The organism is Vibrio parahaemolyticus (assembly GCF_900460535.1).
GTDB lineage: Bacteria > Pseudomonadota > Gammaproteobacteria > Enterobacterales > Vibrionaceae > Vibrio > Vibrio parahaemolyticus.
Window position 1 is genome coordinate 2,812,866 of the sequence record NZ_UHIL01000001.1, and the last position, 16,307, is coordinate 2,829,172.

Genomic DNA, 16,307 nt, shown 5'->3' on the forward strand with positions numbered 1-16,307 from the left:
AATGGATTCGCAATCCCGTATGCAGAGACATTAAGCGAACGCTAGCACGCCTTGAGTTTCGATCTTCACAGCAACACGCTCACCGATATGAAGCGGCTGTGATGCGATAGCCAGTAGACGATCACCATTAGCATCAATCACATAACGACAATGATCACCCATGAAGTGCTGCTCAAGCACAGTGACCGCACTGTCTTCATCCGACTGAATTTGGACATGTTGTGGTCGCAGTAGTAATGAACAAGCAGATTGCATTTGAATCTCTTGCTGTGCACTCGCCTCAACTACACCAATATGGGTTTCGTATTCCGTATCTGAAATGCGCGTTGCGGCTAGGTAGCTACCACCACCTAAGAAGTCTGCAACAAACTTGCTCGAAGGTTGGTAGTAGAGTTCTGAAGCCGTGCCGTATTGCTCAATAACACCGTGGTTCATCACCGCCATTTTGTCGGCAAACGCAAATGCTTCTTCACGACTGTGAGTCACGAAAATCGCTGTAACGCCTTGTGCCTTAAAAATCTTACGGATCTCGCTGATTAACTCGTGACGAACCTGAGTATCAATATTGGAAAACGGTTCATCCAAAAGCAGTAAATCAGGGCTGTAAGCCAGAGAACGGGCAATCGCAACGCGCTGTTGTTGTCCACCAGAAAGCTGATGTGGATAACGATCGGCGTAACCTTGAAGGTGCACGAGTTCTAGCATTTCATCAACTTTCGCGCGCTTTTCCTGTGCAGATTGATGCTTCAAGCCAAAGGCTATATTTTGCGCAACTGTCAGATGAGGAAATAGTGCATAATCTTGGAAGATCATTCCGATATTGCGCTCTTCTGGCGGCAACCAATTTTCACCATCATCAATCGTCTGACAATTTAAGCTCATTTGACCAGAAGTAAGAGGCAGCAAACCAGCAATCGCTTTCAACAATGTCGTTTTGCCACAACCACTCGCCCCTAAAAGACAAACGATTTGCCCCTGTTCCACTTCTAGCGACAAAGACTCTAAAACGGTTTGAGCATCGTATTGGCAAGTTAGGTTTTTAATTGATAGTGCGCAGCTCATCAGTGATTTTGCTCCAGTGAACGGTTAACAACAACAAGCGGGATCAACCCAACAAGAACCAACAATACAGCAGGCAGAGCTGCCAATTCTAAATGCTCATCCGAGGCAAAGTTATATACGTATGTTGCCAGTGTTTCAAAATTGAATGGACGCAGAAGCAGAGAGGCATTGAGCTCTTTCATCGACTCAATAAACACCAACAATGCCGCAATCAGAGCACCACGTTTTACCAGTGGAAAGTGCACTCGCCACAGCATCGTATTTGGCGTACATCCCATCGTGCGTGACGCCATATCTAACGATGGAGAAATTTTATTTAGATTACTTTCGATACTACCAATCGCAACAGCTGAGAAACGCACCACCATCGCAAAGATCAACGCAAACATTGAGCCTGAAAAAATCAGTCCCGGTCTACTCCATTCCATCGCCTTCGCAATATCGTTTACGCGATAGTCCATAAACAGCACGGCAACCATCACGCCGATTGCCAATACCGTTCCAGGTACTGCGTAGCCCATTGAGGAAAGACGCATAAAAGCAAGGCTTTCACGTTTGCCATTGACTCGGTGGGTAAAGTTAACAATAAGAGCAACAGCCACGCCGATGATCGCAGCAATGACAGACACAACAAGACTGTTCCACGCATACTCACGGAATTCTGGTGTCCAGCTTTGCTCAAAGTAAGTAATTGAGTAATCGATCAACTGAAGTAATGGCAAAATGAACGCCACAGCAACCAGTCCCCAACACCACACCAGTGCCGCCCATTTTTTCCAGCCGCTTAACTCGTAACGAAAATCTTCATGGCTGTTGAATTGGCTTTGGAATAATTTCTGCTTTCTGCGGCTATAGCGTTCTGTACTGAGTAACAGCACAACAATCAACAGCATAATTGCGGAAATTTTAGCGGCCGCGTTAAGGTTAGAATAACCAAGCCACGTATCGTAAACCGCTGTCGTTAATGTGTTAACGGCGAAATAGCTGACGGTGCCGAAGTCCCCAATGGTTTCCATCGCCACCAGCGACAAACCCACGGCAATAGAAGGTCGCACCAAAGGCATCGAAATACGCCAAAAGCTCTCCCAAGGTGAGCATTTCAGCAAGCGGGCACTTTGCAGCAGTGAAACATTTTGTTCCATAAACGCCGCGCGGCACAGTAGATACACGTAAGGGTATAACACCAGAGACAGGACAAAGGTCGCCCCCGGTAAGGTTCGAATATCAGGGAACCAATACTCGCCAGGTCCCCACCCGGTGACATCACGCAGGAATATTTGAATTGGGCCAGCAAAGTCGAACCAATCCGTAAATATGTAACCAATAATGTAACCCGGCATTGCCAATGGCAATACAAGCGCCCACTGTAACCACTTTTCCGTTGGCAACTTACACATTGCCATCAACCAAGCGCTTGGAATACCGAAAATAAGAGAGAGGCCCATAACCCCAATCGTTAAGACGACGGTGTTATAGATATAGGTTGGCATCACCGTCGACATCAAATGTGTAAACAGGTTATCCGTTTCACCAATTGCGGTGTAGAAGATCGCTAAGATCGGCAAAACCAGTAACAGAGTTATCGCTCCACTACTGGTTTTCCATAGAGAATGTCTATCTTTCATTGCCTAATTACTGCAAGGCTTTATGAAATACAAATGCTGGTGCAAATACATCTCATATCCTTTAATCAAATGGGGGTATAGTTATACCCCCACAAGGAATTAAAGGTCAAATTTCACTTCATCTAGTAGCTTAATCGCTGCTTCATGGTGAGAAGCGATATCATCTAGAGAAAGCGTGTCTGCTTTAAAGTCGCCCCAAGATTCCACAAGTTCAGAACGCTTAACGCCTTCTTTTACTGGGTACTCGTAGTTCACTTCTGCGTACATCTTCTGAGCGGTTTCGCCAGTCAAGAACTCCATTAGCTTAAGCGCGTTATCTCGGTTTGGAGCGTATTTCGCCATCGCCATACCAGAGATGTTCACGTGCGTGCCTGTTGTTTCTTGATTCGGGAAGTTGATGTAAACCGCATCAGCCCAAGCTTTTTGCTCTTTGTCGTTAACCATTTTGCCTAGGTAGTAGCTGTTACCCAAAGAAACATCACATAGACCTTCTTTGATCGCTTTTACTTGTGCACGGTCGTTACCTTGAGGTTTACGAGCAAGGTTCGCTTTTACGCCTTCCAACCATTCTTTCGTTTCTGCTTCGCCGTAGTGAGCGATCATCGAAGAAACAAGAGATACGTTGTATGGGTGCTTGCCGCTGCGAGTACAAATCTTACCTTTGTATTCTGGTTTGGCTAGATCAGCATAGTTAAAGTCCGCACCTAGTTTGCCAACACGGTCGCGAGAAGAGTAAACACTGCGAGTACGTAGCGTAAGTGCAAACCACTCATTCTCTTTGTCTTGGTACTGAGCTGGTACATTTTCTTCAATGATCTTGCTATCAACTTTCTGAACTAGACCTTTGTTTGTCAGTTCTGCTAGACGGCTGATATCAGTAGTCAGGACAACGTCCGCTGGGCTGTATTCGCCTTCCTGAGCTAGTTTCTCTGCTAGACCTTCCTTCGCAAATTTAACGTTTACTTTGATGCCAGTTTCTTTAGTGAACTCGTTGAACATTGGTTCAACTAGAAAAGGTTGACGGTAAGAGTAGACGTTCACTTCTTCAGCTGCCATTGCTGTTGGAGCTAGAGTTGCGCAAGTCAGTGCTGAAAGAGTTAGCAGTTTTTTCATTGTTTAATCCTTTACCATGCTAATGATAACGTTTATCAGTTGCGTTATTATATGTATGTTCAATAAGAAAACAACGACCAAAATAAAAAAACCTGCTCATCGGAGCAGGTTTTTACATACCGAGAATGTAACTATTTATTACAAGGCATATTTACTTCACAGTTACAAATTCAGGGTAAGCACCAACACCACAATCGTGCATGTCCATACCTTCCATTTCTTCCTCTTCCGTAACTCGAATACCAACCGTAGCTTTAAGAATCGCCCAAACCACTAGGCTTGCACCAAATACCCAAGCAAAGATCACTGCGGCACCAAGAAGCTGCGCACCAAACGTTGCTTCACCGTTGCTTAGAGGAACAACCATTAGACCGAAGAAACCACAAACACCATGAACTGAAATTGCACCTACAGGATCGTCAATCTTCAGTTTATCGAGGCCGATGATGCTAAATACCACTAGCGCACCCGATACCGCACCGATTGCTACAGCATACAAAGGTGATGGTGATAGTGGGTCTGCCGTGATAGCTACCAAACCAGCCAGCGCACCGTTAAGGATCATGGTTAAATCTGCTTTACCCCAAGTGGTTTTACACACAAACAATGCAGCAATCGATCCCGCAGCCGCAGCCGCGTTCGTGTTAAGGAAGATTTGACCAACCGCCGTTGCGTTTTCAAAGTCTGAAACCATCAATTGAGAACCGCCATTGAAGCCAAACCAGCCGAACCAAAGAATAAACGTACCCAGTGTTGCTAATGGCATGTTCGAGCCAGGAATTGGGTAGATTTCACCGTTTTTACCGTATTTACCTTTACGAGCACCAAGCAGTAACACACCAGCGAGCGCCGCAGATGCACCTGCCATATGAACAATACCTGAACCCGCGAAGTCGCTAAAGCCAGCTTCAGATAAGAAGCCACCGCCCCATGTCCAGTACCCTTCCATTGGGTAAATGAACGCGGTCAAAACAGCTGAGAACAGCAAGAATGACCAAAGCTTCATGCGCTCTGCAACGGCCCCCGAAACAACAGACATCGCTGTTGCAACAAATACCACTTGGAAGAAAAAGTCGGATTCAAGAGAATGGTCTGCGCCTTCACCCTGGGTACCAATCAACCCACCGAACGATGGTAACCAACCGCCTTCTCCGTTATCGACGTACATAATGTTGTAACCAATAACAAGGTAAGTGGTACACGCTATCGCGTACAAACAAAAGTTTTTGGTTAGAATCTCAGTTGTGTTCTTAGAACGCACTAGACCCGCTTCTAACATGGCAAAACCTGCTGCCATCCACATTACCAACGCACCGGAAATGAGGAAGAAAAAGGTGTCGAGTGCGTAACGTAACTCGGTTACTGTTGTTGCTAATTCCATAATAGTGTCTCCAATCCCTTGAATACTTAAAGTGCTTCTGCGTCCATTTCACCCGTACGGATGCGCACCGCTTGGTTCAGGTCGTACACAAAAATCTTACCGTCGCCAATTTTTCCGGTCTGCGCCGCTTTTGTGATCGCCTCTACGACGCGATCAACATTGTCTGCATGTGTCGCAATTTCTATTTTGACCTTCGGTAGAAAGTCCACTTGGTACTCCGCACCGCGGTACAACTCAGTGTGACCCTTCTGGCGACCAAAGCCTTTCACCTCTGATACTGTCATCCCTTCGATACCGACATCAGCCAATGCTTCGCGAACATCGTCTAACTTAAACGGCTTAATAATGGCGTTGATTATTTTCATGCAATTCTCTCCGAAGCTTTCATCCTGAAACACTTCTAATAATCCAATCTGCGTGCCAAGTTTTTAAGTTGTTGAATTAAATGTATTTATAGTAATTTACAGGTTTATAAACAAAAAAGGCGCACCGATATGGTGCGCCTTTTTCACAAATATAAAGCAATCCCGATGGGATTACCCAAAACTGTGCATTAAATGTTCAAAAAGTCTTTCCATTGCTCAATCAGTGCAACAAAGTCTTCAATGCCGCAGCTTGCTGTACTCTCTGCATCATAGAAATCGAACTCACTTTCCATCTCTACATCGTAATCGTGCGATAGGGCGTTCTCCTGCACCAGAACTTCATCCCCTTGAATCATCAAGCTGATCTCAGTGCCTGTTAAAGTATGCTCTTGAGAAGGAAGAGAAAACGCCTTATCAATTAAGGCTTCTACTTGAGCAATCTTCGCTGGATCTTTCCCGATTTCTTCTTGTAACCAGCGCCCTACGATCTCATGCCCCATGCTGCATTTTACGTAGTACTCGCCCATCAACGTATTACGGATGAATTCAAATTCCATCGAGGTTGCCTTTTCGTATCAATTTGGTGCGGAGTATAACGAATTACGTCCATAAAAAAAGCACCTCAAGTGAGGTGCTTTTCGTCGTTTAGCTTTGCTTATGCTGGCTCTTGGAAGATAACTTCATCAGCTTTCTTGGTGTACTGTTCCATTTTATGGAAGTTCAAGTAGCGGTAAGTATCTGTTGCCGTTGCGTCGATTTGCTTCGCGTATTCTAGGTATTCTTCTTTGGTTGGAATCTTACCTAGGATTGCACCTACTGCCGCTAACTCCGCAGAAGATAGGTAAACATTCGCGCCAGTACCTAGACGGTTCGGGAAGTTACGCGTAGACGTAGACATGACTGTCGATTTGTCAGCAACGCGAGCTTGGTTACCCATACATAGTGAACATCCTGGAGTTTCAATACGAACCCCTGCACGTCCGAAGATGCCGTAGTAGCCTTCTTCTGTCAGTTGGTCTTTATCCATCTTCGTTGGAGGCGCTACCCAAAGGCGCGTCGCTAACTGACCATTGAACTTATCAAGCAATTTACCTGCAGCACGGAAGTGACCAATGTTCGTCATACAAGAACCGATGAACACTTCATCAATCGCAGTGCCTTGTACTTCAGATAACAAACGAGCATCATCTGGATCGTTTGGTGCACACAGTACTGGCTCATGGATTTCGGCCATGTCGATTTCAATCACATGCGCGTATTCCGCATCTGAATCCGCTGACATCAATTCAGGTTTCGCCAACCACTCTTCCATCGCAGTGATACGGCGCTCGATTGTACGGCGGTCACCGTAGCCTTCCGAGATCATCCACTTAAGCATCACGATGTTCGAGTTTAGGTACTCTTCGATTGATTCTTGAGATAACTTAACGGTACAACCCGCAGCAGAACGCTCAGCTGACGCATCAGACAGTTCGAATGCTTGCTCAACCGTTAGTGTTTCTAGACCTTCAATCTCAAGGATACGGCCAGAGAATTCATTCACTTTACCGGCTTTTTCAACAGTCAATAGACCTTGTTGAATCGCGTAGTAAGGGATGGCATGAACTAGGTCACGAAGTGTGATACCCGGTTGCATCTTGCCTTTAAAGCGAACCAAAATTGATTCAGGCATATCCAATGGCATAACGCCTGTTGCCGCTGCGAATGCAACCAGACCAGAACCAGCTGGGAATGAAATACCTAGCGGGAAACGAGTATGCGAGTCACCACCAGTACCGACAGTATCTGGCAGTAGCATACGGTTTAGCCACGAGTGGATAATACCATCGCCTGGACGTAGAGAAACACCGCCACGGTTCATGATGAAATCAGGAAGTGTATGGTGAGTATTCACGTCAACTGGTTTAGGGTACGCAGATGTGTGACAGAACGACTGCATAACTAGGTCTGCTGAGAAGCCAAGGCACGCAAGGTCTTTAAGCTCATCACGTGTCATAGGACCCGTTGTATCTTGAGAACCTACGGTTGTCATCTTAGGCTCACAGTAAGTGCCCGGACGAACACCTGCTACACCACATGCTTTACCAACCATTTTCTGTGCAAGCGTGTAACCCTTGCCAGAATCAGCGACTTCACCAGGTTTACGGAATACATCAGAAGACTCAAGACCTAGAGCTTGGCGCGCTTTATCTGTTAAACCACGACCGATGATCAATGGGATACGACCGCCAGCACGCACTTCATCAATCAGCACGTCTGTTTTTAGAGAAAACTCAGCAAGTACTTCACCTGTTTCGTGGTTACATACTTTGCCTTCGTATGGGTAAACGTCGATAACGTCACCCATATTCAACTTTGTTACATCAACTTCGATAGGCAGCGCGCCCGCATCTTCCATTGTGTTGAAGAAGATAGGTGCAATTTTACCGCCAAGCACGTAACCACCAGCGCGTTTGTTAGGTACGTAAGGGATATCATCGCCCATGAACCATAGCACTGAGTTAGTTGCAGATTTACGAGAAGAACCAGTACCAACAACATCACCAACATACACTAGCTGGTGACCTTTTGATTTTAGCTCTTCGATTTGTTTGATTGGACCGATGGTGCCTGGCTGGTCAGGGTTAATACCCTCACGTTCGTTTTTCAGCATCGCAAGCGCGTGTACTGGAATATCAGGGCGAGACCATGCATCAGGAGCTGGAGAAAGATCATCCGTGTTCGTTTCACCTGTCACTTTAAAGACAGTCAGCGTGATTTTTTCTTCAAGCTTAGGCTTAGATAGGAACCATTCAGCATCCGCCCAAGATTGAAGCACTTTTTGTGCATGAGCATTGCCTGCTTTCGCTTTCTCTTCTACATCATAGAAAGCATCAAACATCAGTAGCGTATGAGACAGAGCTTTCACAGCGATTTCAGCCAAGGCTTCATCGTCTAGTAGCTCAACTAACGGTGCGATGTTGTAACCGCCTTGCATTGTACCCAGTAGCTCAGCCGCTTTTTCTCGGCTTACAAGCGGTGAAGACACTTCACCTTTTGCTACTGCAGTCAGGAAACCAGCTTTAACATAAGCAGCTTCATCTACACCTGGTGGAATACGGTTTTCTAGTAGGTCAAGAATGAACTCTTCTTCACCTTGCGGGGGATTTTTCAGAAGTTCTACAAGTCCAGCAACTTGCTCTGCGTCTAGCGGTTTAGGAACAACTCCTTCGGCAGCACGCTCTTCGACGTGTTTACGGTAGGCTTCAAGCACGACTTTTTCCTCTCATTGCGGTTCCTCCTCTATTATTACTATTGTTAAAGTAAAGGAGTGAACATCCTTGGAAACTTGGCTCTCCATTGCCCTTGTTTTCATTCAATTCTGATTGAGAAACAGCGCCGTAGAGGCCAAACTGTGGGCAAAAGAATAGCAAATTTAACCTTAAATTAAAATCTTATCATTTTGACCAACATAGCAACTTACGACTAAAGTCCTGCTAATTTTGACCAAATATGCCAAGGTTTTGCTTTCTACAACCCGATTATTTAAACGACGTTCCTACGATCAAATACACAGCTTCCATATCCTGCTCCGTACGACCGTATGCCAACATAATAGGTCCAATTGGCGAGTCCACACCAAAGAAAATTGATGCGGCGTTATACAATGGTGCTTCATTCAATTTCAGATCGTTGTCTGACCATGTACCGCCATGTTCTAGCGACGCGCCTACATAAACTGGCGCTTCAAACAATCCAAAATCATTGTCGAACCATTTGTAGCGATATACCAAACTGCTGAAGAATAAGTTTTGCCCAATCAAGCTGTTTCTCGGTATGCCTGACAAATGCAAAAAGCCCCCTAACTCACGAGGGTCCAGCGTTATCGACGAGTTTTTACTTTGCACAAAGCTGTATTCTGCTTGTCCGACTAAAGTATGACGCTGATAGCTCATTGCCCCCTTAAATCGAGCGTCAATTTCATACACTGTATCTTCCACAATATCTTTAGGCTTGGACTGACCTATCTCTTCAGGGCTGGTATCGTGAGAAACCAAATATTCTAGGTCGACCAACAAACCTCGCGTAGGAAAAGCAAAATCATCGAGGGTGTCTAAGCGGTAATTGGCAAACAAGCCTCTTCGCTCAAAATCTAGATTACCTACAGACGCCAATGTCGATAACTCAATGCTACCCGAAGAGTACCGACCGCCCAATCTCAACTCTTGCCACAACGTAGGCTGAATGCCAATCGCTATCTCGGAAACAAACTCGGTATAAGACACTGGCAAAAAATCGTTCACCGAACTTAAACTCGAGTCATCATCACTGACCGGCAAGTTTCGCCCTTCACTGCTGTACGCCACCTTACCAGCAACAAAAAACTCTTGGCTCGACAGGACCGGAGAATACAGCTCCGCCTCAATAAGCTTATCTGTGCCCATCTCAACGTTGAGTGCCATTTCAGCACCGTGAGAGTTTAAGTTGGTAAAGTTAGTCGACATCCCTATGCCGTATTGGCTGTCGGTATCAAAGTCATCTTCGAGGAAGAAACGGAAGTTAAGGTAGTTTGGCCCCCAAGATTTTTCGTTAACGTCAAACACCAATAAATTCGAACCATCGACTTCTTCAAAGTGATAAGTAATTAACTCAAATCGGTCCAATGCATAGAGGTTTTCTACCGCTTTTTCGATTTCAGCCGTTTCGATTTTACGGCCAGTTTCCAGTTCCAAACGGTTGGTCAACAAAACATCGCTATAGTGGGTATTGTTTACGATCACAATCTCATCCACTACGCGATCGTCACCATAAACGAGCTTTTTGCGAACTTCCTGCTTATGGTCGATGTACTTTTGATACTCCGCGTTTGATAAACGCAGTCCCGCTAGCTTCGACTCCATTTCTTTGGTGATGTCATAACCAGATTGAAAAGCCCAAGGCATTTTGTCGAACTCAACGGTTTCCATTTGGCCGACATTGGGACGAATGTAAACATCGTGTTCTTGCAGGGTTTCGACTTGCTGCTGGGTACTGCGACGCACCAGATAGTTGGAGAGTTGGTCTGCAACGGTAAACAGCCCAGTAAAATCATCTTCGGTTTTGTAATCGGTACTGATGTCTACCGCGATAACCACATCCGCACCCATCGCACGCGCAACATCCACTGGCATGTTGTTGACCACGCCACCGTCAACAAGCATGTGGCCATTTAACTTATACGGAGGGAGTGCGCCGGGTACAGACATACTGGCCATCATGGCATCAACCAAATAACCGTTGCCGATCACCACTTCGTCCAGTTCTAAAATATCTGTCGCAACGGAACGGTAAGGAATGGCAAGCTCATCAAAGGAGTCAAAACGTCCGAGGTTGCCTGTGGTCTCGCGCAACACACGCAACATGTTTTGCCCTTGAACCACACCAGTTGGAGCACGAACCTCGCCGAACCGCAAACCAAGGTCGGTCGTGATTTGATAGCGGTCTTCATATTCTTTGTCACGAACGCGACGCTGACTGCGATCGACGCGATCACGATAACCACTGTTCCAATCAACAGAATAGATAAAACTTTCGATTTCATCGGCACTCATGCCTGTCGCGTACAAGCCGCCAACATAAGCTCCCATGCTTGTCCCTGTGATGATATCGACAGGAATGTGCATTTCTTCTAGCGCCTTGAGTACACCAATGTGGGCAGCGCCTTTTGCGCCGCCACCAGCGAGAACAACCGCGACTTTAGGACGAATCGGAGTATCCTCATTTTTGACTTGAGCAACAGAAGGAGTGGCTATCAAAAACAAACTTACCCACAACGCGAAATAGCGCGACATCGGGCTTGATGACAGCGTTTTGAACATCCACTTCTTCCTTTACTGAATACTTGATCACTAATATGTACTAAGAATTGACCAGTGAAACAAGTCCATGTTGTTGATTTGGAGATCCTACCAATCAAACAAACTATTCAACCAGTTAGATTTTTTCTCACACTGTTGTTTGATTTGACCCGTTTTATCCCATACTGGAAGTTTGTAATCGCTGCGGCAATTCATCTCTAAACCACCGTTGGAGGTCGGTTTAAAGCCAAGCGTCGTCACTTCTTTAGGCCAAGGCAACTCCAAACGCTCAGGAATTCGCTGCGCCAAGTATTCCGCGTAAACACGCAATGCACCGCTTGAGCCCGTAAGGTTGATTGGCTTGTTATCATCACGGCCTAGCCAAATGGTCGTCACTTCACGGCCATCAATCCCGACAAACCAGCTATCACGAGTATCGTTACTGGTGCCCGTTTTGCCCGCCAATGCAGCCCAAGCGAATTGGCTTTGAAGATAGCGACCTGTACCTTGTGCAACACCTTGTTTCATCGCGTATGTCGTTAGCCAAGCCGCTTGTTCGTCAACCGCGCGAGAGGAGCGAGGCAACGATTGATAAAGCACGTTACCGTCCATATCGATGACGGAACGAAGCGCGGTCAACTTAGCGCGTTTACCCGAGTTAGTCAGTGTTTGGTACATTTGCGCCACTTCAAATGGCGTCAATGAAAACGAGCCCAAGAACATAGAAGGCACAGGACGAATCTCATCTTTGTTGACGCCTAAGCGTTCAAGTGTGCCAGATACTTCAGGAATACCAAGCTCCATCCCCAATCTTACCGTTGGTACGTTCAATGACTTCGCAAGCGCAAGGTAAAGTGGCACATCACCACGATATTTACGGTCGTAGTTACGCGGAGTCCATACCGAGCCTTTGCTACCTTTCAAACTTAGAGGCGTGTCGTGCAGCGTCGTCCCCAAATTGTATTTGTCTGGCTGTTCAAGCGCGGTCAGGTAAATCGCTGGCTTGACCAACGAACCAATTGGACGACTAGCATTAAGCGCACGGTTAAAGCCTTCATAACCCACGCGTTTACCACCAACCATGGCACGAATTTCACCACTGTGGCGATCAACAGCCACGGCAGCAGCTTCGAGTTCTTTGCCGCCTCGCTTCGCTAAATCCGGTATTTTCTTCGCGATAGCCTGCTCCATTTTACTTTGGGAGACAGGATCGAGAGACGTAAACACGCGCAGACCAGTTTCAGCCTTGAAGCGATCACCGACCTTCTCTTTCAGCTCGATATTCAATTGCTGGAAGTATGCAGGCTGACGGCTCGCAATACGTGGTTTGCTTTGTGTATCAAGAGGTCGACTCACAGCTTGTTCATATTGCTGCGATGTGAGCATGTTTTGTTGCATCAGCAATCGAAGCACCAAGTCTCGACGCTCTTTAGTGCGCTCAGGATAGCGAACAGGATTGTAGTACGACGGTCCTTTCACCATGCCCACCAGCATCGCAAGTTGATCAATTCGCAACTCTTGGATTGGCTGCCCAAAGTAGTAGCGTGATGCTAAGCCAAAACCGTGGATCGCTTCGCCGCCGCTTTGGCCCAAATACACTTCATTCAGGTAGGCTTCTAAAATGCGGTCTTTGCTGTAACGGTAATCAAGAATAAGCGCAATATAAGCTTCGCGGACCTTACGCCACAGCGTTTTATCACGGGTTAGAAATAAGTTTTTCGCTAGCTGCTGCGTTAAGGTACTGCCACCTTGAACGGTGCGACCCGCTTTGATGTTCGCCACTAAAGCACGGGCAATAGCCAATGGTGAAACACCATCATGCTGATAGAAGTCTCGGTCTTCTGTCGCCAACAAGGCATCAACTAAAATTTCAGGGAATTGGTCACGACGTAAGAACAGACGTTGCTCATCACGATCTTTTTCAAGCATCCCAAGCATCTTTGGCTCAAGGCGCAAGTAGCCCAGATCGCCTTTTGATTCTAAAGATTGAATACGCTGCAAACCGCTGTCTGAGAAATGCAGCATGACGTGGCGATCCGGTTCTGGGCCATCAGCAAATTCAAAAGGACGGCGGATCAGTTCAACACGAGTCGAAGAAGAAGAATACTCACCAGGGTAACGAGGCTGGCTTACCTTGCGGTAGTTCAGTACATCTAATTCGTTGCGAAGCTCTTGAATGGTAATATTTTCACCTGGATTGAGGTTCAAAATGCGCGCGTACACAACGGTAGGCAATTCGAATAGCTGCCCATCAAAGCGTTCTTTAACCACACTATCTAGGTAAATACCAACAAACAGCAACACCGCGGCAAGAGCAACGCCGGCCTTCCAGCTGAAAGACCACAACACTTTGAGCCAAGAACGTTTCTCGTTGGTTGGCTTTTTACTCGGCGTACGACGAGGGCGTTTTGTGGTGCCTTTGCTGGCTGTACTTTTCTTCGCAGGCGCTTTCTTAGCGCTTGGCTTCTTACTGTCAGTCATTATTCAATTGTCTTTTCGTTTTCGTTGTCGCTACGTGGTTTGCCGGGTCATCTGGCCAAACGTGTTTTGGGTAGCGCCCTTTCATCTCTTTTTGAACGTCTTTGTAGCTTCCATTCCAGAAAGCCGCCAAGTCTGACGTCACTTGCAGTGGACGTTGTGCGGGAGAAAGTAGTTCAAGCACCAAACGCTTGCGGCCAAGGGCCACCGTTGGCGACGTACTTTCCCCAAACACTTCTTGCATTCGCACTGACAATACGGGCTCATGCCCATGTTGATAGCGAATGCGCTTTTTAGTCCCAGTCGGTAACTGATAATGTTCTGGCAACCATTCATCCAAGTGTTGATTGAGTGGCCAGCCTAATCGAGCATTAAGCGCTTCGACCAAGTTTATCTTGCTCAGATCTTTCACCGAAGCGACCGACGTCATGTACGGTTCTAACCATTCTTCTAATGAATCCAACAAACTGGCTTCATCAAACATTGGCCATGCTTGCTCAGGTAACCAATCCACCGCACAGCGAATACGTTCAAGCAGGCTTTCCGCTGCCGGCGTCCAGTTTAGACTGCTTAAGCCCTGACGGCGGACATAAGTGAGTAAAGCTTGTGTCATTTTTTCTTTACCCGGATTCGGTAATGACACCCTTTCAATCACCAATTGACCGAGTTTTCGTTGTTTCTCGGCCACTAAACGCCCTTTCTTTTCATCCCAATCCACTACTTCTTCAGTAGAAAATAGCGAATCAAAAGTCGTTTGCAATATATTGACGTCCAATTCACACGCTAAATGTATTTGGCTCGAATTGGAATGAGACCGCATCAGATCAATCGCGACCAAGTACTCACAGCCGCCTAACATATCGTCAGGACGACATTCTGCACCATGACCATTCGCTAGTGCAAAGCGACCAAATTGATTGGCGCGTTGCTGAGCGATCCTGTCGGGAAACGCGAAGCTCAACACCAACGGCAATACATCTTCATCCACTTCTCGAAGGCTAAACGTGGTATCGAGTTTATGCGCAAGAGATTGTGCGCGCTTCAATAACAACGATTTTTTCGGATGAGAACCGGACAACCAACGATGCAAGCTATGTGCGATATTCGTTACATTACGCTCTGGCTCTTCAATTAGGGCGACCGCCGCCAAAGCGACATTTACCATCTTATCGCTGTGGGATTGCGATTTAATTAACATCGCTGCCGCGCGAGGTTCTACGCCCAAGTCATGAGCCTGCTTTCCTTCCGCAGTCAGTTGTCCTTGCTCAGTAATAAGCCCTAATGAAAATAACAACTGCTTAGCTTGTCGCAGCGCAGCAGCAGAAGGAATATCGAGCCATTTTAGCTCATGAATATCGGTCGTCCCCCAAAACGCCAGCTCCATTACCAAGCTCGCAAGATCGGAATGCAAAATCTCAGGTTGTGGCACTTGTGGCTGTTGCTTGAGTTGGCTTTCTGAATAGAGGCGAACGCAAATCCCCTCTTCAATCCGCCCAGCTCGACCAGCTCGCTGGATGGCTGACGATTGAGCAATACGCGTTTGTTCCAATCGTGTAAGGCCATTTTTCAAGTCAAAACGCGCAACACGCTCCAAACCAGAATCCACCACAAGGCGAATACCTTCAATTGTCAGAGAGGTTTCCGCAATGTTGGTTGCCAATACGACTTTGCGCTTACCTTTTTCTGCAGGAGAGATGGCTTTCTGTTGCTCAGTAAAGCTCAACTGACCATACAACGGGCATACTTCAACATCGTCCGGTAAGTGCGATAACCGCTCTTGCACTTGCTTAATGGCCGCCACACCGGGAAGAAACGCAAGCAGAGAGCCTGACTCTTTATTCATCAAACTCTCTATATTTTTTGCCATTACCGTTGGAAGATGATCGTTGGCAGTCAGCGGAGCATAGCGAGTTTCCACGGCAAAGCTGCGCCCTTCAGATTCAATATAACAAGCTTCCGGCAGTAAGGATTGCAACGCTTCTTGATCCAACGTTGCCGACATCACCACCAGCTTAAGATCGTCTCGCAATGCTTCTTGAACTTCCAAGCTAAGCGCCAAAGCCGTATCGGCATGAATACTGCGCTCATGGAACTCATCAAAAATCAGCAAATCGACGCCATCTAGCTCAGGGTCATTTTGGATCATGCGAGTCATGACCCCTTCAGTCACAATTTCTAACTGAGTAAAAGCACTTACCTTTGTCTCGCCACGAACGCGATACCCCACTCGCTGGCCAACTTGCTCGCCAAGTTGCTCGGCCAAATATCTCGCGATATTGCGCGCGGCTAATCGTCTTGGTTCAAGCATGATGACTTTCCCAGTCACCACTTGGTTCTGGATAAGTTGTAAAGGGAAGTACGTCGATTTACCCGCACCAGGCGCGGCTTTTAAAATAACCTGATGTTGATGTTTGACCGCCGTAAGTAGCTGGGGCATCACGGCTTCAATCGGCAATTGTGACAAAGG

Annotated in this window: 10 protein-coding genes; all 10 read right to left on the reverse strand. The window is 46.7% G+C overall.

From position 1 onward, the window contains the following. Positions 1-30: 30 nt before the first annotated feature. Positions 31-1,062, reverse strand: coding sequence for an ABC transporter ATP-binding protein (locus DYB02_RS14335; RefSeq protein ID WP_005461276.1), 1,032 nt, complete (start codon positions 1,060-1,062; stop codon positions 31-33). Further along, on the reverse strand, positions 1,062-2,687 hold the full coding sequence (locus tag DYB02_RS14340) for an ABC transporter permease (protein ID WP_029804685.1): 1,626 nt from the start codon (positions 2,685-2,687) through the stop codon (positions 1,062-1,064). Before DYB02_RS14340 ends, DYB02_RS14335 begins: the two co-directional genes overlap by 1 nt. 99 nt (positions 2,688-2,786) lie before the next feature. Further along, positions 2,787-3,800, reverse strand: a complete 1,014-nt coding sequence (locus tag DYB02_RS14345) for a Fe(3+) ABC transporter substrate-binding protein (protein WP_005479089.1) — start codon at positions 3,798-3,800, stop codon at positions 2,787-2,789. A gap of 151 nt (positions 3,801-3,951) precedes the next feature. Next, a complete protein-coding gene (locus DYB02_RS14350; RefSeq protein ID WP_005490371.1) occupies positions 3,952-5,181 on the reverse strand; it encodes an ammonium transporter in 1,230 nt (409 codons plus the stop codon). 26 nt (positions 5,182-5,207) lie between these two features. Next, a complete protein-coding gene (locus DYB02_RS14355; RefSeq protein WP_005386570.1) occupies positions 5,208-5,546 on the reverse strand; it encodes a P-II family nitrogen regulator in 339 nt (112 codons plus the stop codon). Between the two features lie 188 nt (positions 5,547-5,734). Then, positions 5,735-6,103 (reverse strand): YacL family protein, encoded by a 369-nt coding sequence (locus DYB02_RS14360; protein WP_005494019.1) that lies wholly within the window; start codon positions 6,101-6,103, stop codon positions 5,735-5,737. Positions 6,104-6,201: 98 nt separating this feature from the next. Beyond that, on the reverse strand, positions 6,202-8,799 hold the full coding sequence (gene acnB, locus DYB02_RS14365; protein ID WP_005480203.1) for a bifunctional aconitate hydratase 2/2-methylisocitrate dehydratase: 2,598 nt from the start codon (positions 8,797-8,799) through the stop codon (positions 6,202-6,204). Between the two features lie 268 nt (positions 8,800-9,067). Next, positions 9,068-11,383, reverse strand: a complete 2,316-nt coding sequence (locus DYB02_RS14370) for a patatin-like phospholipase family protein (protein WP_029804782.1) — start codon at positions 11,381-11,383, stop codon at positions 9,068-9,070. Between the two features lie 87 nt (positions 11,384-11,470). Next, a complete protein-coding gene (gene mrcB / locus DYB02_RS14375; protein WP_005494015.1) occupies positions 11,471-13,843 on the reverse strand; it encodes a penicillin-binding protein 1B in 2,373 nt (790 codons plus the stop codon). Next, positions 13,836-16,304 (reverse strand): ATP-dependent helicase HrpB, encoded by a 2,469-nt coding sequence (gene hrpB / locus DYB02_RS14380; RefSeq protein ID WP_029804783.1) that lies wholly within the window; start codon positions 16,302-16,304, stop codon positions 13,836-13,838. The genes mrcB and hrpB overlap by 8 nt, the downstream gene beginning before the upstream one ends. Positions 16,305-16,307 lie beyond the last annotated feature (3 nt).

Bases quoted from the DNA above. Each gene is read 5' to 3' on its own strand.
- DYB02_RS14355 (WP_005386570.1), bottom strand. From the start codon at position 5,546: ATGAAAATAATCAACGCCATTATTAAGCCGTTTAAGTTAGACGATGTT.
- DYB02_RS14350 (WP_005490371.1), bottom strand. From the start codon at position 5,181: ATGGAATTAGCAACAACAGTAACCGAGTTACGTTACGCACTCGACACC.
- mrcB (WP_005494015.1), bottom strand. From the start codon at position 13,843: ATGACTGACAGTAAGAAGCCAAGCGCTAAGAAAGCGCCTGCGAAGAAA.
- DYB02_RS14340 (WP_029804685.1), bottom strand. From the start codon at position 2,687: ATGAAAGATAGACATTCTCTATGGAAAACCAGTAGTGGAGCGATAACT.
- DYB02_RS14345 (WP_005479089.1), bottom strand. From the start codon at position 3,800: ATGAAAAAACTGCTAACTCTTTCAGCACTGACTTGCGCAACTCTAGCT.
- DYB02_RS14360 (WP_005494019.1), bottom strand. From the start codon at position 6,103: ATGGAATTTGAATTCATCCGTAATACGTTGATGGGCGAGTACTACGTA.
- DYB02_RS14370 (WP_029804782.1), bottom strand. From the start codon at position 11,383: ATGTTCAAAACGCTGTCATCAAGCCCGATGTCGCGCTATTTCGCGTTG.
- DYB02_RS14335 (WP_005461276.1), bottom strand. From the start codon at position 1,062: ATGAGCTGCGCACTATCAATTAAAAACCTAACTTGCCAATACGATGCT.